The 22,801-nt window shown below is 58.2% G+C and carries 21 protein-coding genes and 6 pseudogenes; 17 read left to right on the forward strand and 10 right to left on the reverse strand.

The features are described from left to right. The first annotated feature begins 263 nt into the window (after nt 1-263). From CAI21_RS04995 to CAI21_RS05005, 3 genes are read left to right on the forward strand one after another with little or no spacing between them, the layout of a single operon-like run. A complete protein-coding gene (locus tag CAI21_RS04995) occupies nt 264-1,379 on the forward strand; it encodes a DUF2066 domain-containing protein (protein ID WP_116301294.1) in 1,116 nt (371 codons plus the stop codon). Further along, complete coding sequence (locus tag CAI21_RS05000) at nt 1,376-1,576, forward strand: CDP-alcohol phosphatidyltransferase family protein (protein ID WP_116301295.1); 201 nt, start codon at nt 1,376-1,378, stop codon at nt 1,574-1,576. The genes CAI21_RS04995 and CAI21_RS05000 overlap by 4 nt, the downstream gene beginning before the upstream one ends. Next, complete coding sequence (locus CAI21_RS05005) at nt 1,561-1,941, forward strand: CDP-alcohol phosphatidyltransferase family protein (protein ID WP_116301296.1); 381 nt, start codon at nt 1,561-1,563, stop codon at nt 1,939-1,941. Before CAI21_RS05000 ends, CAI21_RS05005 begins: the two co-directional genes overlap by 16 nt. Nucleotides 1,942-1,958: 17 nt before the next feature. Here the strand turns inward: CAI21_RS05005 and CAI21_RS05010 are convergent, their stop codons facing one another. Further along, the gene (locus CAI21_RS05010) at nt 1,959-2,981 is read right to left on the reverse strand and encodes a DUF481 domain-containing protein (RefSeq protein WP_116301297.1); all 1,023 of its coding nucleotides are present in this window, start codon (nt 2,979-2,981) and stop codon (nt 1,959-1,961) included. 286 nt (nt 2,982-3,267) lie between these two features. Between CAI21_RS05010 and hda the strand changes: the two genes are divergently transcribed. Next, nucleotides 3,268-3,978, forward strand: a complete 711-nt coding sequence (gene hda, locus CAI21_RS05015) for a DnaA regulatory inactivator Hda (RefSeq protein WP_116301298.1) — start codon at nt 3,268-3,270, stop codon at nt 3,976-3,978. Here the strand turns inward: hda and CAI21_RS05020 are convergent. From CAI21_RS05020 to arsC, 3 genes and pseudogenes are all read right to left on the reverse strand, one after another. After that, a complete protein-coding gene (locus CAI21_RS05020; RefSeq protein WP_116301299.1) occupies nt 3,970-4,341 on the reverse strand; it encodes a DUF2069 domain-containing protein in 372 nt (123 codons plus the stop codon). The two genes, hda and CAI21_RS05020, sit on opposite strands and share 9 nt — an antisense overlap. Nucleotides 4,342-4,346: 5 nt before the next feature. After that, a pseudogene (gene wrbA / locus CAI21_RS05025) lies at nt 4,347-4,954 on the reverse strand (NAD(P)H:quinone oxidoreductase). A gap of 93 nt (nt 4,955-5,047) precedes the next feature. After that, nucleotides 5,048-5,395 carry an arsenate reductase (glutaredoxin) gene (gene arsC, locus CAI21_RS05030; RefSeq protein ID WP_116301300.1) on the reverse strand — a complete coding sequence of 116 codons (348 nt, stop codon included), beginning with the start codon at nt 5,393-5,395 and terminating at the stop codon, nt 5,048-5,050. Nucleotides 5,396-5,675: 280 nt separating this feature from the next. Between arsC and CAI21_RS05035 the strand changes: the two genes are divergently transcribed. The 6 genes from CAI21_RS05035 to CAI21_RS05060 all read left to right on the forward strand — a co-directional run bounded on the left by CAI21_RS05035 (nt 5,676) and on the right by CAI21_RS05060 (nt 8,812). Then, nucleotides 5,676-5,891 carry a DUF4398 domain-containing protein gene (locus CAI21_RS05035; RefSeq protein ID WP_116301301.1) on the forward strand — a complete coding sequence of 72 codons (216 nt, stop codon included), beginning with the start codon at nt 5,676-5,678 and terminating at the stop codon, nt 5,889-5,891. Continuing rightward, the gene (locus CAI21_RS05040; RefSeq protein WP_116301302.1) at nt 5,888-7,204 is read left to right on the forward strand and encodes a virulence factor BrkB family protein; all 1,317 of its coding nucleotides are present in this window, start codon (nt 5,888-5,890) and stop codon (nt 7,202-7,204) included. The genes CAI21_RS05035 and CAI21_RS05040 overlap by 4 nt, the downstream gene beginning before the upstream one ends. Next, entirely contained in the window at nt 7,170-7,442 is a 273-nt protein-coding gene (locus CAI21_RS05045) for an acylphosphatase (RefSeq protein ID WP_116301303.1), read from the forward strand. Before CAI21_RS05040 ends, CAI21_RS05045 begins: the two co-directional genes overlap by 35 nt. A gap of 257 nt (nt 7,443-7,699) precedes the next feature. Next, nucleotides 7,700-8,023: a c-type cytochrome gene (locus tag CAI21_RS05050; protein WP_116301304.1), complete on the forward strand. Its 324-nt coding sequence runs from the start codon at nt 7,700-7,702 to the stop codon at nt 8,021-8,023. 34 nt (nt 8,024-8,057) lie between these two features. Then, entirely contained in the window at nt 8,058-8,399 is a 342-nt protein-coding gene (locus CAI21_RS05055; RefSeq protein WP_116301305.1) for a c-type cytochrome, read from the forward strand. A 50-nt stretch (nt 8,400-8,449) separates the two neighbouring features. Continuing rightward, a complete protein-coding gene (locus CAI21_RS05060) occupies nt 8,450-8,812 on the forward strand; it encodes a sirohydrochlorin chelatase (protein WP_258868004.1) in 363 nt (120 codons plus the stop codon). A 34-nt stretch (nt 8,813-8,846) separates the two neighbouring features. On the opposite strand, the pseudogene CAI21_RS05065 reads toward CAI21_RS05060, so the two are convergent. The 4 genes and pseudogenes from CAI21_RS05065 to CAI21_RS05080 all read right to left on the reverse strand — a co-directional run bounded on the left by CAI21_RS05065 (nt 8,847) and on the right by CAI21_RS05080 (nt 12,607). Next, nucleotides 8,847-9,709: pseudogene (locus tag CAI21_RS05065) on the reverse strand (SDR family oxidoreductase). Nucleotides 9,710-9,799: 90 nt separating this feature from the next. Next, nucleotides 9,800-10,378 (reverse strand): lytic transglycosylase domain-containing protein, encoded by a 579-nt coding sequence (locus tag CAI21_RS05070; RefSeq protein ID WP_116301306.1) that lies wholly within the window; start codon nt 10,376-10,378, stop codon nt 9,800-9,802. Continuing rightward, a pseudogene (locus CAI21_RS05075) lies at nt 10,375-12,083 on the reverse strand (proline--tRNA ligase). The gene CAI21_RS05070 and the pseudogene CAI21_RS05075 overlap by 4 nt, the downstream one beginning before the upstream one ends. Before the next feature lie 131 nt (nt 12,084-12,214). Then, the gene (locus CAI21_RS05080; protein WP_116301307.1) at nt 12,215-12,607 is read right to left on the reverse strand and encodes a DUF4124 domain-containing protein; all 393 of its coding nucleotides are present in this window, start codon (nt 12,605-12,607) and stop codon (nt 12,215-12,217) included. Nucleotides 12,608-13,253: 646 nt separating this feature from the next. Between CAI21_RS05080 and ilvN the strand changes: the two genes are divergently transcribed. The 6 genes and pseudogenes from ilvN (at nt 13,254) to rimI (ending at nt 18,801) form a co-directional block, all read left to right on the forward strand. Further along, complete coding sequence (gene ilvN, locus CAI21_RS05085; protein WP_116301468.1) at nt 13,254-13,748, forward strand: acetolactate synthase small subunit; 495 nt, start codon at nt 13,254-13,256, stop codon at nt 13,746-13,748. 62 nt (nt 13,749-13,810) lie between these two features. Beyond that, a complete protein-coding gene (gene ilvC, locus CAI21_RS05090) occupies nt 13,811-14,827 on the forward strand; it encodes a ketol-acid reductoisomerase (RefSeq protein ID WP_116301308.1) in 1,017 nt (338 codons plus the stop codon). Between the two features lie 138 nt (nt 14,828-14,965). After that, a pseudogene (pssA, locus tag CAI21_RS05095) lies at nt 14,966-15,732 on the forward strand (CDP-diacylglycerol--serine O-phosphatidyltransferase). A 261-nt stretch (nt 15,733-15,993) separates the two neighbouring features. Further along, nucleotides 15,994-17,547, forward strand: coding sequence for a 2-isopropylmalate synthase (locus CAI21_RS05100; protein WP_116301309.1), 1,554 nt, complete (start codon nt 15,994-15,996; stop codon nt 17,545-17,547). A gap of 308 nt (nt 17,548-17,855) precedes the next feature. Beyond that, a pseudogene (locus CAI21_RS25805) lies at nt 17,856-18,301 on the forward strand (uracil-DNA glycosylase). A gap of 59 nt (nt 18,302-18,360) precedes the next feature. Then, nucleotides 18,361-18,801 (forward strand): ribosomal protein S18-alanine N-acetyltransferase, encoded by a 441-nt coding sequence (gene rimI / locus CAI21_RS05110; RefSeq protein ID WP_116301310.1) that lies wholly within the window; start codon nt 18,361-18,363, stop codon nt 18,799-18,801. 113 nt (nt 18,802-18,914) lie between these two features. Here the strand turns inward: rimI and CAI21_RS05115 are convergent, their stop codons facing one another. After that, nucleotides 18,915-19,322 carry a nuclear transport factor 2 family protein gene (locus CAI21_RS05115; RefSeq protein WP_116301311.1) on the reverse strand — a complete coding sequence of 136 codons (408 nt, stop codon included), beginning with the start codon at nt 19,320-19,322 and terminating at the stop codon, nt 18,915-18,917. A 398-nt stretch (nt 19,323-19,720) separates the two neighbouring features. Here CAI21_RS05115 and CAI21_RS05120 point away from each other — a divergent pair, with 398 nt between their 5' ends. Next, nucleotides 19,721-19,939, forward strand: coding sequence for a DUF2970 domain-containing protein (locus tag CAI21_RS05120; protein WP_116301312.1), 219 nt, complete (start codon nt 19,721-19,723; stop codon nt 19,937-19,939). A gap of 58 nt (nt 19,940-19,997) precedes the next feature. Here the strand turns inward: CAI21_RS05120 and CAI21_RS05125 are convergent. Further along, nucleotides 19,998-22,757: pseudogene (locus CAI21_RS05125) on the reverse strand (valine--tRNA ligase). Between the last annotated feature and the right edge of the window lie 44 nt (nt 22,758-22,801).

Consider the following 22,801-nt stretch of genomic DNA (forward strand, 5'->3'; position numbering starts at 1 on the left):
GTATACTGGCTTCGCGCCCTGTTTCCTAAACTAAGGCTTCGCTTGCAAAGGGTCCGCCCGTAGCGTTTGCAAGGCTGCGAACAGGCCTAGGCGTTGCGGATTTTTCTTGGGATTAACAATTATGAATTACTTACTGTAGATTCAGTGTCGCAACATGGTATTTTAATCCCTTATCCGCAAACAAATGTTGTCTTCGCAGGCTGTCCGGTGGCCGAGCCGTTCGCGATAGCCCGCAAGACGCCCGATCAGTGGTTCGAGACACCATGCATAAGCCGTTGGCATTCCTTTTTGGCCTCATCCTATGTGTCAGTAGTGCTGCCGTCGGCGCCGCGCCGCGCGACGAGGGCTTTCAAGTCCGGGTGCCTGTCGCCAACCAGAGTAGCGGCGAGCGCGAGGAAGCCGTTCGCGAAGCCTTTAAGCTGTTATTAGTCAGGCTGAGCGGGCAGCGCGGTATTGTCGAGGAAGAATCGGTTGCCGAGATTTTGGAACGTTCCAGTCGCTATGTGCAGCGGTTCCGGTATGACACGACGGACGCAGGCTTGCAGCTTAACGTGCACTTCGACTCGGCAACGGTGACCCAAGCGCTGGAGCGCTACGAGATTCCCGTTTGGCGCAACGATCGGCCGCCGGTGCTGATTTGGTTGGCTGTCGACGGCGGTAGCGACCGGATGCTGGTGGGCGCTCATGAGCATGGTGCCGTACGCCTGCCTTTGGCAGGAGCCGCTCGGGAGCTGGGGGTTTCGCTACTGTTTCCGTTGCTGGATTTGGAAGACTTGGCCGAAGTCGGGTTCTCCGATGTGTGGGGCGGGTTTACCGATAACATTCGCCAAGCTTCGACCCGCTATGGTAATCCGATTGTCGTGGTCGGGCGCGTGCATCAGCAACGCGGGCATTGGGTGGGGCGCTGGCAGATCTTGAATCGTTCCTCCGGTGCAGCCTGGCATAGCGACGGCCGCGACCTCGATCAAAGCTTGCAGGCCGCGGTGGAGACGTTAGCCCAACGTTTGGTTCCGGAGTATACGGCCGTACCGCGACGCCTGTCGGTTGCCGATACCTTGTTGGTGGAGATTCAGGGGGTACCGGGGTTGCGGGAGTATCGAGCGATGGAGCATTACCTCCGTGAGCAGGGCAGCGTGCAAGACGTTCAGCTGCAAGCCGTGCGCGGCGACGCGGCGACTTTCCGCGTGTCGCTGGATGGGCACCCTGATCGTTTGTTGCAGGCTTTGCGTAGCAACCGGCGCTTGCAGGCGGTGCACGAGCCAGATCCGAGCCCGCTGGACGACGTATTGGAGCGCACACCCGCAGAGTTGGCAGATTTGCTGGATGACGAAGAGCAGCGCGAGCGGCGGGAAAGCTACGGCTTCCGTTTAATCCGGTGATTTTACGTCAACTCCCGAATCTTATTAGCCTGCTGCGCTTGCTGGCGACGCTGCCGGTCACGCTGTTGATCCTGGCGGAGGCGTATGCCAGCGCCCTGGTGTTGTTCGTCGTTGCGGGCTTGTCGGATGGTGTCGATGGCTTCTTGGCTAAGCGTTATAACTGGCGCAGCGTAGTCGGGGGGTGCTCGACGCCTTAGCCGACAAGGTTTTGATGTTAGCCGTGGTTATTACATTGACCTTGCAGGGCCTGTTGCCGTGGTGGTTGTTGTTGTTGGCGTTGGCGCGGGATCTTGTGATCGGTGCAGGGGCCTTGGCCTACCGGTTTTTCGTCGGGCCTTACACGCCAGAGCCGACTTTCGTCAGTAAGGTAAATACCACGCTGCTGATCGTTCTGATAATCGCCGTGTTGGCTCAACAAACGGCCTTGCCGGTGCCGGCGTTGGTCGTGCAGGGGTTGCTTTGGACGATATTGGCGACGTTGCTGGTTAGCGGAGTCGGTTACGTATCGCATTGGGGGCGGCGCGCATACAAGGCACTGTCCGAGCCCCCCAATCGCTTCTGAGCGACGGTGTCGTTCGTCTACCAGCCGTAGCCCAAGGTGAGAAGATAGGTGACGTCGGTCCGTTGGTTACCGGCTGCCGGCGAGCGATCGTAATCGTGGTTTACCTGTACTGTCCCCGTAAGTCGGTCGATTAGCGGAAAGCGTAGGCCAGTACGGCTACGTATCATCAAGTCTTGGATATCGTCTAGGCCGAGCAGCACCTCATTGCGATGGAACAGGCTCAAGTCGTCCATGCCGAATCGATGTTCGTAGTCCGCCGCTAGTCGGCCAGCCGGACGGCTGTCGCTTGTGTCGTCGCGGAAGGTTTCGTGGACGTAGTTGACACCGCTTTCGAACGATAAGCGCTGGCGCGCGGTTTCCAAGAATTGATAACCGAGACCGACACCGAAGTTGGTGCGTAGCGAGAGATTGCGGAACTCGTCTCGGGTGGCGCGTACGTTGCTGTTCAAGTACCACCTGTCGTCGACGAAATGGTCGTACCTGGCGAAGCCGGTGACGTCGTTTTTGTTACGAACCCCGTCGTCTTTGCCATAATTGGCTTCCGCGCCAAGCGTGTAACGATTGTTGATCGTACGGGCAACGAACTCGATATCGCCGCTAAACGATTCCGTTTCCGTGTTGCCGCTCGTTTTCCGGGCCCCGAAGTTAATTCGTCCTTCGGTCCGCACGGGCGGGACATGAGGGCCTTCCGGCGGATTGATGGCCGTCACGGCGGCGAGCGGGAAGCCCACCGGTTCCAGAGCGCCGTTGTCGTGCAGCTCGGCGCGCCCGTCATTGCTCTCCGCAAGGCGCCCTTTTACCCAGCTTTCGTCTTCCAGTACCAGGTGGACCTTGTCATCGGTGGTGATCGCCGATACATCGCTCCAAGGCACGGTAAATGTGTGCCCGTAATCGGATGTAAAGCGGAGGTTGCCGTCTTCCATCGATACGACTTCACCACTATACCGATCGCCGTTCTTCAGAACGAGAATATCCGCTTGCGCGGTTGCGGCGAACAGGCAGCCGGCCAAACCGGCCGAGATTAGTCGACGCTGGATCACTGTGCCTCCATAAGCGCTTGTACAGCCTTTGGCGTGCGTGAGGTTGCTGCGTACCGTCTTAGCACGAACCGATTCTTAGTACGTATAACCGATATGGCTTCAGGCGGCATTTCGCGGCGAAGCAATCTACCAGCCAAAGCACGTCCGGTAAAACATCATTTAGCTATATCATTAGGGAAACACTGAGTGGTGGCTGCTGACAACATCCGCAATTTCGTGCCTACCCCCATTGACAGCGTGGCTCAAGCGCGGTCCAATCGCTCCGACTAAGTTCACAAAGTCGACGATGTTGCCTCCAAAACTCTCTCCACAGCTGGCGCTCGATCTTGGACTCGACGATAGTGCGAGCTTTACGAGCTATTACCCCGGACCGAACGCGGAAGCTTTGGCGGCTGTACGCGCCTGCGCGTTGGGTACCGGCGAGTCTAATCTTTTCCTATACGGCGATAAGGGGTTGGGTAAGACGCACTTGCTGCAAGCGGCTTGTCGGGCGGCTGCGGGCGAGGGCGCTTTGGCAGTGTACCTTCCCTTGGCGGATGCGTTGACCTGGTCGCTCCAAGTGCTGGAAGGCCTGGAAACGATGAGTTTGGTCGCGGTCGACGACGTACATCTGCTGCGGCAGCATCAGGACTGGCAAGTCGCGCTGTTTCATTTATTCAATAGCGTGCGGGATGCCGGCGGCCGGCTTCTGTTCGCAGCGCAGGACAAACCGGGCGATTTGGGCTTCTCGTTACCGGACCTAGTGTCCCGCTTGCAGTGGGGGCTCGTTTTGCGGTTGCAGGATTTGGACGACGAGGAAAAACTCGCCGGCTTATGTTTCCGCGCCCATCAACGCGGCCTGGAGCTGCCACGGGAGACCGCGCAGTATCTGCTCGCGCGGTTCCCGCGGGATATGGCGTATCTGTTCGACACCTTGGATCGTCTCGATCAGGCTTCCCTAGCGGCCCAGCGTCGTTTGACCATACCCTTCATCCGGCAAGTGCTACAGCTATCTTGAGTGCGTTTTGTTAGCGGCTTTGCTGCCGGTTATTCGTAAGTAACGGATTGCCAGTATGAAGTAGCTAAGGCTGAGCACGATCTCGATGGCGCCAAGCCAACGCGCCGGCCCGGCGGCCGCCATGCTGGCGATGCCGTGCACGAAATAAATCAAGATCAGCATCCCGCTCCAGCTAAACGTGTAGCGCCGCGCGTGGAGTATGCCCCGCAACGGCAGCAACAGCGGACCGACCAAGAAGATTAACGCGATCGATCGATACTCGGGGGCCGGCGGTGCAAGCCAGATAAGCCAAGCCATCAGCAAGGCAAAAAGGCTGAGGTAGCAGGTGACGGCAAGCAGGTGGACGGTGCGCGGGTTGTTCATGAGTATTAGCCTTCTGCCGTGCTTTTGGCTAAGCGCAGTGCCGTTGTGGCGACACGGCGTCCTAACGCGCGGCACAGCGTTTTCTCCTCGTCGGTTAGCGGGCGGTTGCCTTCGGGGCCCGCGAAATGGCTGGCTCCGTAGGGCGTGCCGCCGCTTAGGGTGGTGCTGAGAGTCGGCTCGGTATAGGGCAGGCCGACCAACAGCATGCCATGATGCATGAGAGGGAGCAGCATCGTCACTAGGGTCGTTTCCTGGCCCCCATGAAGGGAACCCGTGGAGGTGAACGCTGCGCCGGGTTTGCCGGCCAGTGCGCCGTTAAGCCACAACGGCGTGGTGCCGTCTAGAAAGTAGCGCAGCGGAGCGGCCATGTTGCCGAACCGGGTCGGGCTGCCAATGATGACTCCGTCGCAGGCTTCCAGGTCTTCGAGTTCGGCATAGGGGGGCCCGATTCGGGGACAGGCGGCGCCGTTGCTTCGGTGTTGGACGACACGGGCGGTACGGTGCGTAAGCGCGCGGTAACGGCGGGAACTTCTTCCACGCCGCGGGCGATCAATTCCGCCATCTTGGCGGTGGCGCCGAAGCGGCTGTAATACAGCACGAGAATTTCGGTCATGGCGATCGTCTACCCTCGTAGAAAAATAACGGTACGTAGGAAGGCCGCGCAACTCGCTTATCCCGCAGGCCAAGAGAATTGCTCGGGGTGTCCCTAAAGAATGTCGAGAACGTTTTCCGGCGGCCGGCCGATAGCGACGCGCTCGCCGTTGACGACGATGGGGCGTTCCAACAGCCGCGGTGTGCGGTTGATGGCTTCCAGTAAAGCCTCGCGCGAGAGCTCCGGATTATCGAGTGCTTGTTCCTTGTATTCTGCCTCTTTGTGCCGCATAACCTCTCGCGGCTCCACTCCGAGAGCATCCACGATTTTGCTCAGTTCCGCGACGGTCGGCGGCGTTTTCAGGTAGTCGACGACTTGCGGCTCGATGCCGCGTTCCGTGAGCAGTTGCAGCGTCTGGCGGGACTTCGAACAGCGAGGATTGTGGTAAATAATGATCGACATAAAACTATCTCCCTTAAGGTGCGCTATCGTTTCAATGAGTGGGGCCGCGGTCAATAAGGTGTCCGATTATGGATTTACCGGCAAACATTGTATCCTCGACCCTATCCACATCCAGAGTGTTGGCGGATTTACCACGCGTGAGCTTTGAACACCACAAAGTAACCGATGCCCCCAGCAGCGGACTGCGCCGTGTAAAACGAGGCGGAGCCGGGTTGTTGGCGTTTGTATTCGGATTGTTTTTTTGGCAGCCTGCGCAACTACATCGCCGCCGGTGCAGGAGATGAGCGACGCGCGTCAAGCCATTAATGCTGCAAGAGCCGTGGGGGACGAATTGGCGAATCCACAGGCCTTGGAAGAAGCCGAGCTGCTGATCGAAGCGGCTTCGCGGGCTTTGTCCGAGGGGCGTTACCGCGAAGCGCGCTCGGCCGCTATGGCGGCTAAGCGCAGTGCCATGTTGGCTCGCGAGGCCTCGTTAGGCGTGTTGGAAAAACCGTGATTTTCGGTGTTCGCAACGTCGGCGCCACCCTCGCGAGACTGACGGACCGGCAACAATGGTATTATTGGTTATGCGAGTGGCGTAACTTTGCGATTTATTTGTCGCGACGAGTGGTTCACGATAACTGCTTGCAGAATGCCGCCACGCTTGCTTATACCACCTTATTATCTATCGTACCGTTGCTGGCGGTAGGATTTTCGGTGTTGGCGGCCTTTCCGGTTTTTGAGCCGCTGGTCGACCAAGTACGGACGGTTATCTTCACCAATTTAGTGCCGGCTACCGGGGAGGTGGTCTCCGACTATATCGAGCACTTTATTAGTCAGGCGGCCGGCTTGACAGTGGCCGGTATTGCCGGTTTGCTCGTCTCGGCGCTATTGCTGATGTCGGCCATCGACAAAGCGCTGAACGATATCTGGTCGGTGCGTAACCGTCGGCGTCCGCTGTACGGTTTTATGGTGTATTGGACGGTTCTGACGCTGAGTCCGTTGTTGATCGGCGTGGCCGTTCTTGCCTCTACGTATGTTGGGACTTTATCCGCCGAGCTGGCTCGCGGTCCGCGGCAGTTGTTGGCATCCGTCACCCCCTTCCTTGCTCAGGCGGCAATCTTCACCTTCCTTTATTCGGCGGTGCCGAACCGGCGCGTACCGTTGAGCCATGCCGTTATTGGCGCGCTGCTGGCCTCGTTCATGTTCGAGATCGCCAAAGGCGGGTTCGCGTGGTACGTTGCCGCCTTTCCGACGTTTGAGGTTATCTACGGCGCTTTAGCGACGTTGCCGCTTTTCTTAGTCTGGGTCTATGTGTCGTGGATTATTCTGCTGACGGGAGCTGAGTTTACCCAAGCATTGAGCGGCTATCGCAATAACCGACCCGGCGCGTTGGGAGATCCGGCGATGGAGTTTACGCTGACCGTGCACTTGCTGGGCCATCTGTGGCAGGCCCAACGGGAGGGGCGCACGGTCAGTCTTAAGCAATTGGTGGCGCGGGAGCCGGATGCGGGCGAGACGGCGCTACAGCGCGTGCTGCAGCATTTGGAAAGCGCGCGTATCGTCCAGCGTACGGCGCAAGGCAATTGGGTTTTTGCCCGCGACCCGAACAGCTTTACCTTGCTCGATGTCTACCGCAGTTATCCTGTGGTCTTGCCCGAGGCGCAGCAATGTCGAGTCGATAGCGATGCCGATCAACGTTTGGCGGCCTTGCTTAAGCCTGTGGATCGTAGTCTAGAAGAGAGTCTTGCCGTGCCGGTGGCGGAGGTTTTTCTGACGGGGAGCGTGAGCGTACATGAGTCGTTGTCGGCGTTTTTTTATAGCAGGTAGGGTGCAAGGCGTTTCCTATCGAGCCGGTACACGTGCCAAGGCGTTGCAACTCGGGCTTACCGGCTTTGCGCGGAATCTGGACGACGGTCGGGTGGAGGTGCTTGCCTGCGGCGAGGCTGATAAACTGGCCGATCTTGAAAGGTGGTTACATAAAGGGCCGTCTTTAGCGGTCGTGACGAAGGTTGAAGCGGAAGCGGCGGCAGCGCCGCCCGACTTGGACGGATTCAAGACCGCATAAGGCGGCGAAATAGGTGCCCGGAGCGGGATCTAGATCATGCTCTGCGGTTCTGCATCTTTACGCCCACTTCGATACATGAAAACATATGGCCCAATTTTTGGTCGGCTTTGGGGGCGGTTTTCGCCTGCGTCATGTTGTTTCTGAAGCGGCGTCGCTAAACCTGCGCCGGCGATCCTATCGATGCGTTTATCGTTAATCGAGAAGCGCGCCGGTGGCTGACCAAAGATGCGAAAAGGCAATAATCAAGGGGAAACCTGATGAGAGCGAAGAGCTTGTTTGCCCTGGGGGGCATGTTTTTGCTGCTTGGCTCGGGTTCTCTGCAGGCCGCCGGTGGTGATCCGGTAGCCGGGCGGGAGAAGGCCGAGACGTGCATGGGGTGCCACGGGGTACCCGGCTACCGTAATGCCTATCCTGCCTACCAGGTGCCAAAGCTCGGCGGTCAGCATGCCGAGTATCTGGTGTCCGCCCTGCAGGCCTACCAGCGCGGAGATCGCCAGCATCCCACGATGCGGGCGCTCACGGCTAATATGTCCGAAGAGGAAATGCGGGATATTGCTGCTTTCTTTGCGCAATCCGAGTAAGCGGGCACCGGCATAGATAACGAGGCTGAGGATAATGAAACGTATTTTTGTCATGGCGGCTGCGGTTGGCCTGTTGGCGGCGTCGTTCCAAGCGACGGCGTCGCGCGTAGGGGATCCGGTAGCCGGTCGCGAGAAGGCGGCAGCGTGTATTGCCTGTCACGGTGAAGACGGTAATTCCCCGAATCCGCAATTTCCCCGCTTAGCTGGTCAGTATGCGGATTACATGGTGCAGGCCTTGCGCGATTACAAATCCGGCAACCGTCGCGACCCCGTCATGAACGGAATCGCAGCGGATTTGTCTGAGCAGGATATGCGCGATATATCCGCTTACTACGCAAGCCAAGAAGGCGACCTGCACGTTAAGCGGCTTCGCTAGGCTAAGCGAGGGCGGGTCGGCTTCTTTGTGTTGAACGTGGAGAAATGCTGATGCGCGCCTTGCTTATACTGGCTCACGGTAGCCGCCGCGAGGCATCGAACGATGAGGTGCGGGAGCTGGCGAGGATGCTGGCTTCCCGCCTCGATCTAAGCTTTAGCCGCGTCGACGCGGCTTTTCTCGAACTGACTTCGCCGACAATCGATCAGGCTGTCGACGAGGCGGTAGCGGCAGGGGCTACGCAGGTAGTCTTGTACCCGTATTTTTTAGCGGCGGGCCGTCATGTCGCGGAAGATATCCCGGCCATCGTCGACCGATGTCGTAGTCGTCACCCGGCAGTCGCTATCGACCTGCGGCCTTATCTTGGCGCTTCTCCTGCGTTAATCGAGCTGTTGATTAACGAGCTCTCCGCTTAACTAACGCTCCCCTCTTCCTTCGCCCGCTTGTCGTTTACGGTTTGGTAGCGGTAAGAATGCTCCGGTAACCCTCGCGGAAGCTCGGATACGTAAAGCGATAGCCGCTGGCCTTGAGCTTGTCGTTACGGCATTGCTTGTTGCTGCCGCGGATGCCGCCGGTCGGTCCGCTGGTCCGCTCGGGTAGCGGTTGTCCGAGCTGCTGTGCTAGCCAGTCCATCAGTTCGCATTGGGTGCAGGGTGCGTCGTCCACGCCGAGATAGATACCCGGCGGCGTTTCCGGTTTGCCAAGATGGGCCAGCACGCCGACACAGTCGTCCCTGTGAATGCGGTTGGTGTATTGCGGAGGCTCGGCGACGCATGGCTCGCCCGCTTTTACTTTCCGCAGCATGCGGTTGCGGCCGGGCCCGTAAATGCCGCCAAAGCGTACCACGCTGGTGGGAACGGCACTGTTAAGCGCAATCTGCTCCGCTTCTAGCATGCGCCGCCCCGAGAATCCTTGGGGTTCGGTGGGGGAGCGTTCGTCTACCCAGCTGCCATCGATTTGTCCGTACACGGTGGTGCTGGAGACGAAAACCAACCTGCGCAGGTTCGATCGGTCGGTGAGTGCCGCGAGGAGGTTGCTTAGGCCGTCGACGTAGGCGCGGCGGTATGCCTCGTCTTCGAACGGCCGGGAGTTGCAATGTAATACGCCAGATCGAGCTGCTCGGGCAGTTCCGCGAGCGTTTCCGAGCGGGTTAGGTCGGCGGCTATGCCTGCGATGGGTGCTGGAATCTTGTCGGCCTGGCGCCGCAGCCCCCAAACGCGATGTCCGGCTGCGCTAAGCTGTAGCCCGAGTGTGGTGCCGAGATCGCCGCAGCCGGCAATCAGTACCCGTTCCGAAGATGACGTATCGCTCATGTCTTGTCCTTGTGAGAAAGCGTGAATGTTGCCGGTAGTGTGGGGCGTTGGGCAGATCGCATGGTTACGGCGTCGTGTGTTAATCCGGCGCTACTGGCTGTACCAGCGTCGCTCCATGGCGTCGAAGACCCGCTCTGGGTACCACGTTTGCCCCAAGCTACCATTGTAGCGGGCGAGGGCGCGGGTTAGGTCGCCGTTCTCGATGTCCAGGTAGTGACGAAGAATGGTCGTTCCCATGCGTAAATTCGTACTGACGTCGAACAGATTGTCGTCGGGGTGGCCGATTTCGTCGAGCCAAAATGGCATGATCTGCATCAATCCGCGAGCGCCCACGACCGAGATGGCAAAACGATTAAAGGCGCTTTCGACTTCAATGACGGCGAGAACGAGCTCCGGCGGTAGGTCGACCCGGTTGGCTTCGAAGTGGACCTGGCGCAGCAGCTTGATGCGCTGTTGCGGGTCGGCGATGCGCGAGCGCAAACGATGCGACATATCCATCAGCCATACTTCGGCGACATAGCGGTTCTCGAAGCTATCGCCGCTTTCCACCGCTTCGATCAACGCTTGCCGGAGTGCCGGGTCGACGGCAGAGGACTCCTCGGCCTGAGCGCTAAAGCTCAGGCCGAGTGTCAGCAAAATACCGGCGAGTAGGCCAAACGGACGCTTCATACGCTTTGACGGGTGCGCAGGTATTCGATCAGCTGATCCAGGTTGACCTCCTGGTTCGCGCTATCGCGGCGGCTGCGGTATTCGACGGTGCCGTTTTTCAGGCCGCGGTCGCCAACCACAACCCGGTGAGGAATGCCGATAAGCTCTATATCGGCGAACTTGACCCCAGGGCGGGCGTCGCGATCGTCCCACAAGACGTCGTAGCCGGCGTCGGTGAGTTGTCGGTATAGCGCCTCGGAGGCTTCCGCAACGGCGGTCGATTTGTTCATGTTGAGCGATACCAACGCAATTTGGAAAGGCGCAATCGGTTCCGGCCAGACGATGCCGTGCTCGTCGTGGTTCTGCTCGATGGCGGCGGCGACAATGCGCGAGACTCCAATCCCGTAGCAGCCCATCGTCAGTACTTGCGGCTGGCCGTTCTCGCCTAGAACGGTGGCATCCATGGCTTTGGTATACTTTTGGCCGAGCTGAAAAATGTGGCCGACCTCGATGCCGCGGGTAATGTGTAGCCGTCCCTTGCCGTCCGGGCTCGGGTCGCCGGCGACCACCTCGCGCAGGTCTGCGCGCTGAGGTTCGGGGAGGTCGCGTCCCCAATTCACGCCTTGCAAGTGTTTGCCATCTTGATTTGCGCCGCAAATGAAGTCGGCCGTATAAAGCGCCGCTAAATCGGCAAGCACCGGAATCGGCAAGCCGACCGGGCCGATCGAGCCAGGTTTGCAGCCTAGCTCTTGCTCGATACGTTCGGCACTGGCGAAGCGCAAGGGCGTTGCAACGGCGGGGTGTTTCTCCGCCTTAATGTCGTTTAGCTGGTGGTCGCCGCGCAGCACGAGTGCAACCAGTCCGCCTTCCGCGCCTTCCACAATCAGCGTTTTTAGGCACTGCTCCGGCGCGACGCCTAGCAATGCGCTGACTTCTTCGATTGTGTGTTGATTCGGCGTCTCCACCGTTGCCAGCGGTTTGCCGGCTGCGGGCCGGTCGCCGGGCGGGGCGATGGCTTCGGCTAGTTCGACGTTGGCTGCGTAGTCGCTTGTGTCGGAGATTGCGATGGCATCTTCGCCGGAGTCGGCAAGCACGTGAAACTCGTGCGATACGCTGCCGCCGATATTGCCGGTATCCGCCTGAACCGGGCGGAACTTAAGGCCGGTTCGGGTGAAGATGCGGGTGTAGGCAGCGTACATCGTCTCGTAGGTTTCGGCGAGCGAGCCCTGATCGAGATGGAATGAGTAGGCATCTTTCATCAGAAACTCGCGCGCGCGCATAACGCCGAAGCGCGGCCGGATCTCGTCGCGAAACTTGGTCTGGATTTGGTAATAGCAAATGGGGAGCTGTTTGTAGCTCTTGATTTGCCGCCGCACCAGATCGGTGATGACTTCTTCGTGTGTCGGGCCGAAGCAGAACTCCCGCTCGTGCCGGTCTTTTATCTTTAGCAGCAATTTGCCGTACTGTTCCCAGCGCCCCGATTCCTCCCACAGCTCGGCCGGTTGCACCGCGGGCATGAAGACTTCGAGAGCGCCGACTTTATTCATTTCTTCGCGGACGATGCTCTCCACCTTGCGCAAAACTCGCAGCCCGAGCGGGAGCCAGGTGTAGAGGCCGGAGGCCAGTTTTGAATCATGCCGGCGCGCAGCATTAACTGATGGCTGACGATTTCGGCGTCTGTCGGTATTTCTTTGCTAGTAAAAAGCGGAAAACGAGAAGCTCGCATGGTTGCCGCTTACCTCCGGTAAAAAAAGGCTTTGCCCCTAGTGGGTGGGGCAAAGCGTATTGTAGCTGTGCGCTCAATGCTAACCCAGCGTGGTACCGCTGTGCGAAGTTGCCAAGGCCTGCATCGGCTGCCTATTCATCGCGACAGAAATAGGCAATCTGCGCCTGAGTCTCTTCGATCAGTTCGGCGCGTTCCTCGGCGCTATAGTTGAAGACCTCGCCGTTTTCGTCCCGGAACTGTTGGATGCCGGAATCTTCCAGTACAGCGAGATTGGCGCGGGCATTATCGCAATGCTGGGTGCGCTCTAGCCGGTCGGAATCGTCGCCCGAACGCGCCGCCGGTTGCGGCGCGCTTCGGCTGCCGTCGCGCCGGATATTCACCTGTTCGGCATGAACCCCTGGCGGAGGGGTGGCCCCGTAATGGTGACGACCTTCCTCGTCGACCCAGCTGTAGACGCCGCTCGCCGCCGCCGGTAATGCAAGCAATACGGTTAGCGCAAAACTCCATGTGATCCCTGTGCCCATGTCAATCCTACGTCCTAACAGTTATTATCGTGGTGTATGAGTGCCCAGCGCCGCTGCATTAACCTGCCGTCGGCGGGTGCGACAGGCTTGCCAAAAGAGCTGAACGGTTGGTTTATGAGATTATCGCCATCTCTATTTTAGCGGAAGTCTGTCAGCGGTCGATGGCACTTTTCGGGCCAGTGCGGGTGTGTCGGCTAGTGCCGATATAAGAGAATTATTCAGGGTTTCCCTTGACGGAAAGTTGTTTCCACAGTAGTTTTTCTCCTTTTTACCGCGCAGGGCCTGTCGCAATAGGCGTGGCTATGGGATCAACCGTCCCGGCCCGCCGGGCACGACCGGCGGTTAACAAGGGTTGTTGACCCCCTGGCAAGCCGCTAGCCGCGCGCCCCAGGTGATTGGAGTCGGCAGTCCCACGGTGGTCCGCCAACGCCCGACTTCGTGTCCAGTGGCTTAAGGGAAAGCTAATCAGCGTTACCCCTTTCTGCCTGCGTCGCATGCTTAGCGTACGACTACAGCACTGTCTGCGTCGCTGCCGGCGTGGGCGAAGCTAACGGCGGACCGATCAATAGCGATGATGACGAAATGGCTGGCGTCGCTTCGACGGCAGACGGCGTCGTCGGCCATGCAAAACGGTTGCGGTAGGACTATGCGGCACATCATTTCCATTCTGGTCGAGAACGAGTTCGGTGCGCTCTCGCGCATCGCGGGGTTATTTACTGCGCGCGGCTACAATATCGAATCGCTCACGGTCGCACCGACGGACGATGCGACCTTATCCCGTATTACCTTGGTGACGACAGGGAACGACCAGATCATCGAGCAGATCATTAAACAGCTGAACAAATTGCTGGATGTGGTCAAGGTCATGGATATGACCGAAGGCCCGCATATCGAGCGCGAGATGATGTTGGTTAAAGTCCTCGTTGCTAGCTACGAGGCGCGGGAAGAAGTTAAGCGCTTGGCGGATATCTTCCGTGGCCGCGTGATCGACGTGGCCGATAAAATCTTCACGATCGAGCTGACCGGTACCAGCGAGAAGCTCGACGCTTTTATTTCCGCTTTAGGGCAAACGCCGATCATGGAAGTGGTACGCTCCGGCGTGATCGGTATCGCGCGCGGCGAAAGACATTTACGTATCTAGAACCTACGGTTGCCGCTCATAGCGGTTGATTGTCCGGTATACCTACACCTTACGGGGGAACGATGAAAGTCTACTACGACAAAGACGCGGACCTGTCCATTATCCAAGGAATGAAGGTCGCTATCGTGGGCTATGGCTCGCAAGGTCATGCTCATGCCAACAACCTGAAGGAATCCGGGGTCGACGTCGTGGTCGGCCTGCGTCCCGGTTCGGCAACGGCTAAGAAGGTCGAAGCGGCAGGTTTGAAAACCGCCAGCATCGAAGACGCTGTTAAGCAAGCCGACCTGGTGATGGTACTGGCCCCCGACGAGCACCAGGCGAGCATCTACAACAACCAGATCGAGCCGAACCTGAAAAAAGGCGCGGCCCTGGCCTTCGCTCACGGTTTCAACGTGCATTTCGGCCAGATTACCCCGCGCGAAGACCTGGACGTCATCATGATCGCGCCGAAAGGCCCGGGTCACTTGGTGCGTGCTACCTACACCGAGGGCGGCGGCGTACCGAGCCTGATCGCGATCCACCAGGATTCCACCGGGCGCGCGAAGGAAATAGCTCTGTCCTACGCTAGCGCTAACGGCGGCGGCCGTGCCGGCATCATCGAAACCAGCTTCCGCGAAGAAACCGAAACCGACCTGTTCGGCGAGCAGGCCGTGCTGTGCGGCGGTGCCGTGGCATTGGTTCAGGCCGGTTTCGAGACCTTGACCGAAGCCGGTTATGCGCCGGAAATGGCTTACTTCGAGTGCTTGCACGAGCTGAAGCTGATCGTCGACCTGCTGTACGAGGGCGGGATCGCTAATATGCGCTATTCGATTTCCAACACCGCCGAGTACGGTGACTTCACGCGTGGGCCGCGCGTTATTAACGAAGAGTCGCGCCGCGCGATGAAGGAGATCTTGCAAGAGATCCAGACCGGTCAGTTCGCCAAAGAGTTTGTCTTGGAGAACCAGGCCGGCGGTGCGACCCTCAAGGCTATGCGCCGCATCGCCGCCGAGCACCCGATCGAAGAGGTCGGTACTAAGCTTCGCGACATGATGCCGTGGATCAAGGCCAAGAAGTTGGTCGATCGCGAAAAGAACTAAGTATCTCTATGCGTCTAAGTGAAAAGCCGGGCTCAGCCCGGCTTTTTTGTGTAGCCTCCTGCGTTCGGCAGACGTTTTCGTGAGTGCGGATATTGGTTATCTTGTGCAGAGACGGACTCCCTTATTAAGAGGATTACTATGAGCGTCGAACAAGCGCCTGCCTCCCGCCGTCGGCGCGGTATTTACTTGCTGCCTAATTTAATTACTACAGCCGCTTTATTTGCGGGTTTTTTGCCATTATTGCTGCCAACGAGGGCAACTTCGCGACAGCCGCCGGGGCGATTTTCGTCGCGATGATCTTAGACGGTATGGATGGCCGTATCGCGCGTTTGACCAACACGCAAAGCGACTTCGGCGTTCAGTACGACAGTATTGCCGATATGGTGTCCTTCGGGGTGGCACCGGCCTTGGTTATGTACCAATGGGCTTTGGCGGATATGGCCGATCATGGACAGCTGTGGGCCCGGCTGGGCTGGTCGGCGGCGTTTATTTATACCGCATGCGCCGGACTGCGATTGGCACGTTTTAACACTCAGGTGGCGGCTGCCGATAAACGCTATTTTCAAGGCCTGCCAAGCCCTTCGGCAGCCGGTGTCGTTGCCGGTTTGGTGTGGGTCGGGGAGCGTTGGGCGGCGGATAGCTTTACGCTGCATCTCTTCGCCGCCGGGCTGACGGTACTGGCCGGCGTTTTGATGGTCAGCAATGTGCGTTACTACAGCTTTAAGGAATTCGATTTCCGTTACCGCGTGCCCTTTATCGCGGTAGTGGCGTTGGTGCTGGTGTTGGTGTTCATGACCTTGCATCCGCCAATGGTGCTATTCGTGGGCTTCATGGTCTACGTGTTGTCAGGGCCAATCATGACGGTAATACAGCGGCGTCATCACCGGCAGCTGCGCGCTAAGTAGGGTGGCGCGCTTGTCGGGGCTAGGGGCAACAGCTATATTGGAAGCCACTAAATTTATGGGCCGGCCGTGCGAATGCGCCGGCCTGCAAATAGGCGGCATGCCGAGTAGGTAAGCGTCAGTATCCATCCTCCCCACCGGCCAGTGTATGGGGTGCGCGCCGAATCAGCGGTCAAGGCGTGCTTGTTGCTCATTGGGCCAACCAATGGGGCGTGGGACTGTCATACAAATATATAGCCGCAGCCAATCCGGAGCGGGACTGAGATGAGTCGAGACAAAGATCGTTTGATTATCTTCGATACCACCTTGCGCGATGGGGAGCAAAGCCCCGGCGCTTCCATGACCAAGGAAGAAAAGGTGCGTATTGCAAAAGCGCTGGAGCGGATGCGGGTCGATGTCATCGAGGCAGGGTTTCCCGCCGCCAGCAAAGGTGATTTCGAATCGGTTGAGGCCGTGGCTCGGCAGGTAAAAGACAGCGTGGTTTGCGGTTTGGCGCGGGCACGGGAAGATGATATCAGCCGTGCCGGCGAAGCGCTAAAACCGGCGAATGCAGGGCGCATCCATACGTTTATTGCGACCTCGCCCATTCATATGAAGATGAAGCTTCAGCTAGAGCCGGACGAGGTGCTTGAGCAGGCGGTGTGGGCCGTTAAGTATGCTCGTCAGTTCTGCGACAACGTCGAGTTCTCGCCGGAGGATGCAGGCCGTTCCGAGCCGGATTTCCTATGCCGCGTGTTAGAGGCCGTGATCGATGCCGGCGCGAGCACGGTCAATATTCCCGATACGGTCGGTTATAACGTACCCGATCAGTTTGGCGACTTGATTCGTTATCTGCGCGAGCGCGTGCCGAACGCCGATAAGGCGGTATTTTCGGTGCATTGCCATAACGATTTGGGCTTGGCCGTCGCCAACTCGTTGGCAGCGGTGCGTGCCGGCGCGCGGCAAGTGGAGTGTACCGTTAACGGCTTGGGCGAGCGGGCCGGTAACGCATCGTTGGAAGAGATCGTCATGGCCGTGCGGACCCGGCAGGATTTCTTCGATTGCGATACCCATATCAATGCTCAGGAGATTGTGCCTACCTCGCGCTTAGTCGCGAATATTACCGGCTTTTCCGTGCAGCCGAATAAAGCGATCGTCGGGGCTAATGCTTTCGCGCATGAGTCCGGCATTCACCAGGATGGTGTGCTCAAGAGTCGGGAAACTTACGAGATCATGCGGGCCGAAGATGTGGGTTGGAAAACCAATCGCATGGTCTTGGGTAAGCACTCCGGCCGAAATGCATTCCGAACGCGACTGCAAGAACTCGGTACGGTTTTCGAGTCGGAAGAGCAGCTTAACGAAGCGTTTGTTCGCTTTAAAGAGTTGGCCGATAAGAAGCACGAAATTTTCGACGACGACCTGCAAGCCTTGGTAACCGAAGCCAATCTTGCGCTTGAGAACGAGCGGGTAAGATTGGTTTCGTTGAGCGTAACGTCGGCCACCGGGGAAACGCCGGAAGCCGAGGTTACCCTGTCGGTTGACGGTAAGGAGCAGCATGCGAGCGCGCCCGGCAGCGGTCCGGTTGATGCCGCATTCAAGGCGATCGACACCCTGGTGCCGAGTGGCACGCAGTTGTTGCTGTACTCGGTTAGCAACATTACCACCGGCACCGATTCTCAGGGCGAGGTTACCGTCCGTTTGGAGCGTGCGGGGCGGGTAGTCAATGGACAAGGCGCAGATACCGATATTGTCATCGCGTCCGCCAAAGCGTACGTTAACGCGATCAATAAAATCTTACTTGGCCAGGATCGTACACATCCGCAAGCAGCCGACGTTTAATCGTGGGTGGATGCTTCGCAGCGGCGAGCAGGGAGGCGTTGTAGGCTATGCGTAATCATTATCTGCAACGCATGGGCATCGATGTCTGGGTGCCACGACATGACACGGCAGCCTCTGAGCAGCCGACTGTACAAGAGGCCGTGTCCGAGCTTGAGCCGTCGGTGTCGGAAGCGGCGGCGGCTCCCACGGCGGATGCCGGTTGGCATTGGGACGAGTTGGCGGCTAAGGTTGCCGATTGCCAGTTGTGTGCGCTGCGTAGCGGGTGCACGCAAACGGTGTTTGGCACAGGAGATCGTCAAGCTCGTATGATGGTGATCGGCGAGGGCCCTGGGGCGGAAGAGGACCGCCGGGGCGAGCCGTTTGTCGGGCGGCAGGCGGATTATTAAATAATATGTTGCGGGCGATGGGGTTTGCCCGCAACGAAGTATTCATTGCTAACGTGGTTAAGTGTCGCCCGCCCAACAATCGCGATCCGCAGCCGGAAGAGGCGGCTGCCTGCGCACCTTACCTACGCCGGCAGATCGAGTTGGTTGCGCCGGATGTCATTCTGGCGGTCGGTCGGGTTGCGGCACAGAATCTATTGCAGACGCAAGCGCCGCTTGGTCGTCTAAGAGGGGCTGTGCATCGTTTGGAAACGAGAGACACGCCGGTCGTTGTTACGTACCATCCAGCCTATTTGCTGCGTTCCCCTGCCGACAAGGTGAAGGCTTGGCAGGATCTTAAGCAGGCGCTCAAACTCTTACATGCGGCTTAGCCGATTCGCGTACGCTTATGAACGCTAACCTCGACCGCCTTAGCTACCGGATTAGGTCCATGCAGAGTATGGACGTGAAAGCCGTCTTTACCATTGAGCAGGCCGCTTACCCTTATCCGTGGACCGAAGGTATTTTCCGCGATTGTTTAAAGGTCGGATATCGCTGCGAAGTGTGTGTGGTCGATGAGCGAATAGCGGGGTATGTGGTCTGGTCGTTGGTCGCGGGCGAAGGGCATGTGCTTAATCTTTGCGTGGACCCTGCCTACCAGGGGCGGGGGCTAGGGCGCGTGCTGTTACGCCATATGGTGGCGCAGGCCGAACGGGCCGGCGCCGATGTCTTGTTTCTCGAGGTGCGGCCTTCCAATAAGCCGGCCCTGCGTTTGTACGACAGCGAAGGGTTCGGCGAGATCGATCGCCGCAAAAACTACTATCCCGCCGATCAAGGGCGAGAAGATGCCGTTGTTATGGCCCGTTATATCGTGGGAGCGGGTCCAGCATAAGGGGCATCGAAACCGATTTCGCAAGCTGCCTGGTGGTACACTCGTCGCGAGTAGCGACTAGTTAGCCTATGCTTCCGAGTAACAGGTGCAGTGCTAGCGAATAGGTAAGAACGTTAGCGCTGCTGCCACACGACATCGACGACTTTCCATTCCCCATCTTCTTGTTCCATATGGGCTGTGCCGACGGTTCGGTTGCCCGGGTCGGCGGGTACTAGCTCAAGCGTCGCGCGGCCGTTTTCGATGCGAACATCCGCAACCTCGATATTCCGCGGCGAGCTTGCCTTCATCATGAAAAACATCCGATTGCGCAACTCCGGAGTAAAGCGCGATTCGAAGTCTTCGCGTGCCTCAGTGGTCATATATGGCCATAGCGCACGTTCGTGGTGACCCCGCTGCAGGGCTTGATGATAGGCCAGATAAGCCTCGGTCGGTGTGTTGGCCGTTGTGTCCGCCACAAGCTGTTGAGGGGCGATAGCCAGGACCAAAAGACCCAGAATTGTCGGTATGAGGCGTTGATACATAGCTTTCTCTCCGCTTTTTCCCGCTGTGATCCCTCACCGGGTGCGGCCTCCTTGAGCAAGCGGGTGGCCCTCGATGACGGCCCCTTTTGTTGTTATCAGTTATGTTATTCTTTTGTTCGGTCGGCGATATAGCGCAATTTCGCTACTCGATTACATGAGAAGCGCGATGATTTGTCTCCTTATCAACTAAGGAAACGCTCCTAAAGCCTTGTTTGAGTTGTCGCTATTTCTCGGTGCGTACGCACTATGCCCGGTTTACGGCTCAGCGACACGGCTTGGGTATGCACAGATTAGAGCATGAGACTCAGTTTTCTTTTATACCTTGCGGCTTCCGGTTGCAAGCGTTACCTGTTTTGCATTGCGGAATTCGCGAGCATGCGGGTGATTGGAGGTAAATAATGAGTGACGAGAAGCAGCGTCCGCCAAGTTTCTGGCAGGTAACCAAAAGCGTCGCCGCCGCCGCGTTCGGTGTGCAGAGCGAGGAGGCGCGCCAGCGCGATTTTCAGCATGGTAGTCCGGCGGCGTTTATTGTTGGCGGGATTCTTTTTACCGTCGTTTTTGTAGTAGTGATCGCATTGGTCGTGAGGATGGTGTTGCGCTCTGCGGGCGTATCGTAGGAGCGCCCTCCCGCTCCTCTAAGAAGAGGAGCCTGGAGGGGCGGTTGTCGGTTTCCACTTATAATGCACTGATACGCGCGTGCTGCTCGTCGAGCGTGGCCAGGCTGGACTCCATTTCCGCTAAGCGGTTTTGCTCTTGCTGCACGACCGCAGTCGGCGCTTTCTCAACAAAGTTTGGGTTGTTGAGTTTGGTGCGGGCGCGGTCCAGCTCCTTCCGCAGCTTGTCGCGTTGCTTATCGATACGTGCCAGCTCGGCTTCCTTATCGATAAGCCCTGCCATTGGTACCAAAATCTTCATGTCGCCGACCAAGGCAATGGCAGACTCCGGCGCTTCTTCTCCGGTTTGCAGCCAGGTGATGGATTCCAGTCGGCCTAACGCGGTGAGAAAGCTCTCGTTGGCTTGTAGCCGTTGTTGATCTTGCGCGTTGCCGTTTGCAGCAAACCGGAAGCGGGCGCCCCGGCGCAATGTTCATCTCGCCACGAATCCGGCGTACGCCGAGGAGGAAGGTTTGGATCCAGGCGATATCCTCTTCTGCAGCAGTGTCGATCCGTTGCGCATCGGCCTCCGGATATGGTTGCAGCATAACGGTGTCGCCTTCGCGGCCTGCCAATGGCGCGACCCGCTGCCATATTTCTTCGGTGATGAAAGGCATAAACGGGTGAGTCAATCGCAGGATCGCCTCCAGCACGCGCACCAAGGTGCGGCGGGTGCCGCGCAGTTCTGCCGGATCGGTTGCGTTGTGTAATACCGGTTTCGATAACTCCAGATACCAGTCGCAGTACTCGTTCCAGATAAACTCGTACAAGGCTTGGGAGGCGAGGTCCATCCGATAGCCTTCGATGTGCCGGCTGACTTCTTGCTCGGTGCGTTGCAGACGAGAGATGATCCAGCGATCGGCGACACTTAGGCTGACATCGCCATTGGTCGCGCCGCAATCTTCGCCTTCCGTATTCATCAGCACGTAACGTGCAGCATTCCATAGCTTATTGCAGAAGTTGCGGTAGCCGTCGGCGCGCCCTAGGTCGAACACCACGTCGCGGCCGGTCGTGGCCAGCGAGCAGAAGGTAAAGCGTAGCGCGTCGGTACCGTGCGAGGCGATGCCATCGGGGAACTGGCGTCGAGTAGCCTTCTCGATTTTGGCCGCCATCTTTGGCTGCATCAGCCCAGTGGTGCGCTTGGTTACCAAGGTTTCTAAATCGATGCCGTCGATGATATCGATCGGATCGAGTACGTTACCCTTGGACTTGGACATTTTTTGTCCATCCGGATCCCGCACCAGGCCGTGAATATAAACTTCGCGGAAGGGGACGTCGCCCATGAACTTGAGGCCCATCATAATCATCCTGGCAACCCAGAAGAAAATGATGTCGAAGCCGGTAACCAAGACATTCGTGGGGTAAAAGGTTTTCAAGGCGTCGGTTTGTTCCGGCCAGCCCAGCGTCGAGAAAGGCCAGAGAGCGGAGGAAAACCAGGTGTCGAGGACGTCTTCGTCTTGTTGCAGGGCAAGCTCTTCCCCGAGTTGGTATTTTTCCCTGACTTCGGCTTCGTTGCGGCCGACGTAAATGTTACCTTCGGCGTCGTACCACGCCGGAATTCGGTGTCCCCACCAGAGCTGACGGCTGATGCACCAATCTTCTATTTTGTGCATCCAGTCGTAGTACGTGTTTTTCCAGTTATCCGGAATGAACCGAATTTTGCCGGTTTCCACCGCTTCGATAGCCGGCTTGGCCAGCGGCTCGGCTTTGACAAACCATTGATCGGTTAGGAAAGGCTCGATCACCGTGCCGCTGCGGTCGCCGCGCGGGACCATGAGGCTGTGATCTTCGATCGTTTCTAGAAGCCCCAGCGCATCGAGTGCGTCGACCACCTTTTGTCGAGCTTCATAGCGGTCTAACCCGCGATAGTTTTCCGGGGCGTTGTCGTTGAGCTTGGCGTCGACGGTAAACAGGTTGATTTGCGGCAGCTTGTGCCGCTGGCCTACGGCATAGTCGTTGAAATCGTGTGCCGGTGTGATTTTGACGCAGCCGGTGCCGAACTCGGGGTCGACGTAGTCGTCGGCGATGATGGGAATTTCGCGATCTGCCAGCGGTAGCTTAACGGTCTTGCCGATCAGCGTACGATAGCGCTCGTCGTCGGGGTGAACTGCGACCGCCGTGTCGCCCAGCATGGTTTCCGGGCGCGTCGTTGCAACGACTAGATGACCGCTGCCGTCGGTTAGCGGATAACGGAAATGCCAGAGTTTGCCGTTTTCCTGCTGCGAGACGACTTCCAGATCGGATACGGCCGTGTGGAGTACGGGATCCCAGTTGACCAAGCGCTTGCCGCGATAGATCAAGCCTTCTTCGTACAAGCGAACAAATACCTCGTGGACAGCCTCGGATAGTCCGTCGTCCATCGTGAAGCGTTCTCGCCGCCAGTCGACTGAGGCGCCCATGCGGCGTAGCTGTTGGGTGATCGTGCCGCCGGATTCGGCTTTCCACTCCCAAACCCGTTTGGTAAATGCTTCTCGTCCTAAGTCGTGGCGGGTTTTACCTTCGACGTTGAGCTGGCGTTCGACAACCATTTGCGTAGCGATACCGGCGTGATCGGTGCCCGGTTGCCATAGGGTGCGTTTGCCACGCATGCGATGGTAACGGGTCAGCACGTCCATGATCGTGTCCTGGAATGCGTGGCCCATGTGGAGCGTGCCGGTGACGTTGGGCGGAGGGATCATAATGCAATAGGACTCGCCTTCGCCCTGGGGGCGAAATGGCCGGCTTCTTCCCAACGTTTGTACAAACGCTGTTCAATCGAATGCGGTTCGTAGCTTTTTTCCATCGTATCGTCTTTACGCTGTGTTCGGTTGGCGCGCATTGTAGCGC

This window comes from Alkalilimnicola ehrlichii (assembly GCF_003399765.1).
Taxonomy (GTDB): Bacteria; Pseudomonadota; Gammaproteobacteria; order Nitrococcales; family AK92; genus AK92.

What these genes read in the sequence shown, in the direction of transcription:
- rimI (WP_116301310.1), top strand. Translation starts at nt 18,361, where the DNA reads ATGCAGAGTATGGACGTGAAAGCCGTCTTTACCATTGAGCAGGCCGCT.
- CAI21_RS04995 (WP_116301294.1), top strand. Translation starts at nt 264, where the DNA reads ATGCATAAGCCGTTGGCATTCCTTTTTGGCCTCATCCTATGTGTCAGT.
- CAI21_RS05055 (WP_116301305.1), top strand. Translation starts at nt 8,058, where the DNA reads ATGAAACGTATTTTTGTCATGGCGGCTGCGGTTGGCCTGTTGGCGGCG.
- CAI21_RS05100 (WP_116301309.1), top strand. Translation starts at nt 15,994, where the DNA reads ATGAGTCGAGACAAAGATCGTTTGATTATCTTCGATACCACCTTGCGC.
- CAI21_RS05120 (WP_116301312.1), top strand. Translation starts at nt 19,721, where the DNA reads ATGAGTGACGAGAAGCAGCGTCCGCCAAGTTTCTGGCAGGTAACCAAA.
- CAI21_RS05115 (WP_116301311.1), bottom strand. Translation starts at nt 19,322, where the DNA reads ATGTATCAACGCCTCATACCGACAATTCTGGGTCTTTTGGTCCTGGCT.
- CAI21_RS05070 (WP_116301306.1), bottom strand. Translation starts at nt 10,378, where the DNA reads ATGAAGCGTCCGTTTGGCCTACTCGCCGGTATTTTGCTGACACTCGGC.
- CAI21_RS05045 (WP_116301303.1), top strand. Translation starts at nt 7,170, where the DNA reads ATGAGTCGTTGTCGGCGTTTTTTTATAGCAGGTAGGGTGCAAGGCGTT.
- CAI21_RS05060 (WP_258868004.1), top strand. Translation starts at nt 8,450, where the DNA reads ATGCGCGCCTTGCTTATACTGGCTCACGGTAGCCGCCGCGAGGCATCG.
- CAI21_RS05020 (WP_116301299.1), bottom strand. Translation starts at nt 4,341, where the DNA reads ATGAACAACCCGCGCACCGTCCACCTGCTTGCCGTCACCTGCTACCTC.
- CAI21_RS05080 (WP_116301307.1), bottom strand. Translation starts at nt 12,607, where the DNA reads ATGGGCACAGGGATCACATGGAGTTTTGCGCTAACCGTATTGCTTGCA.
- arsC (WP_116301300.1), bottom strand. Translation starts at nt 5,395, where the DNA reads ATGTCGATCATTATTTACCACAATCCTCGCTGTTCGAAGTCCCGCCAG.
- CAI21_RS05050 (WP_116301304.1), top strand. Translation starts at nt 7,700, where the DNA reads ATGAGAGCGAAGAGCTTGTTTGCCCTGGGGGGCATGTTTTTGCTGCTT.
- ilvC (WP_116301308.1), top strand. Translation starts at nt 13,811, where the DNA reads ATGAAAGTCTACTACGACAAAGACGCGGACCTGTCCATTATCCAAGGA.
- CAI21_RS05035 (WP_116301301.1), top strand. Translation starts at nt 5,676, where the DNA reads ATGAGCGACGCGCGTCAAGCCATTAATGCTGCAAGAGCCGTGGGGGAC.
- hda (WP_116301298.1), top strand. Translation starts at nt 3,268, where the DNA reads ATGTTGCCTCCAAAACTCTCTCCACAGCTGGCGCTCGATCTTGGACTC.
- ilvN (WP_116301468.1), top strand. Translation starts at nt 13,254, where the DNA reads ATGCGGCACATCATTTCCATTCTGGTCGAGAACGAGTTCGGTGCGCTC.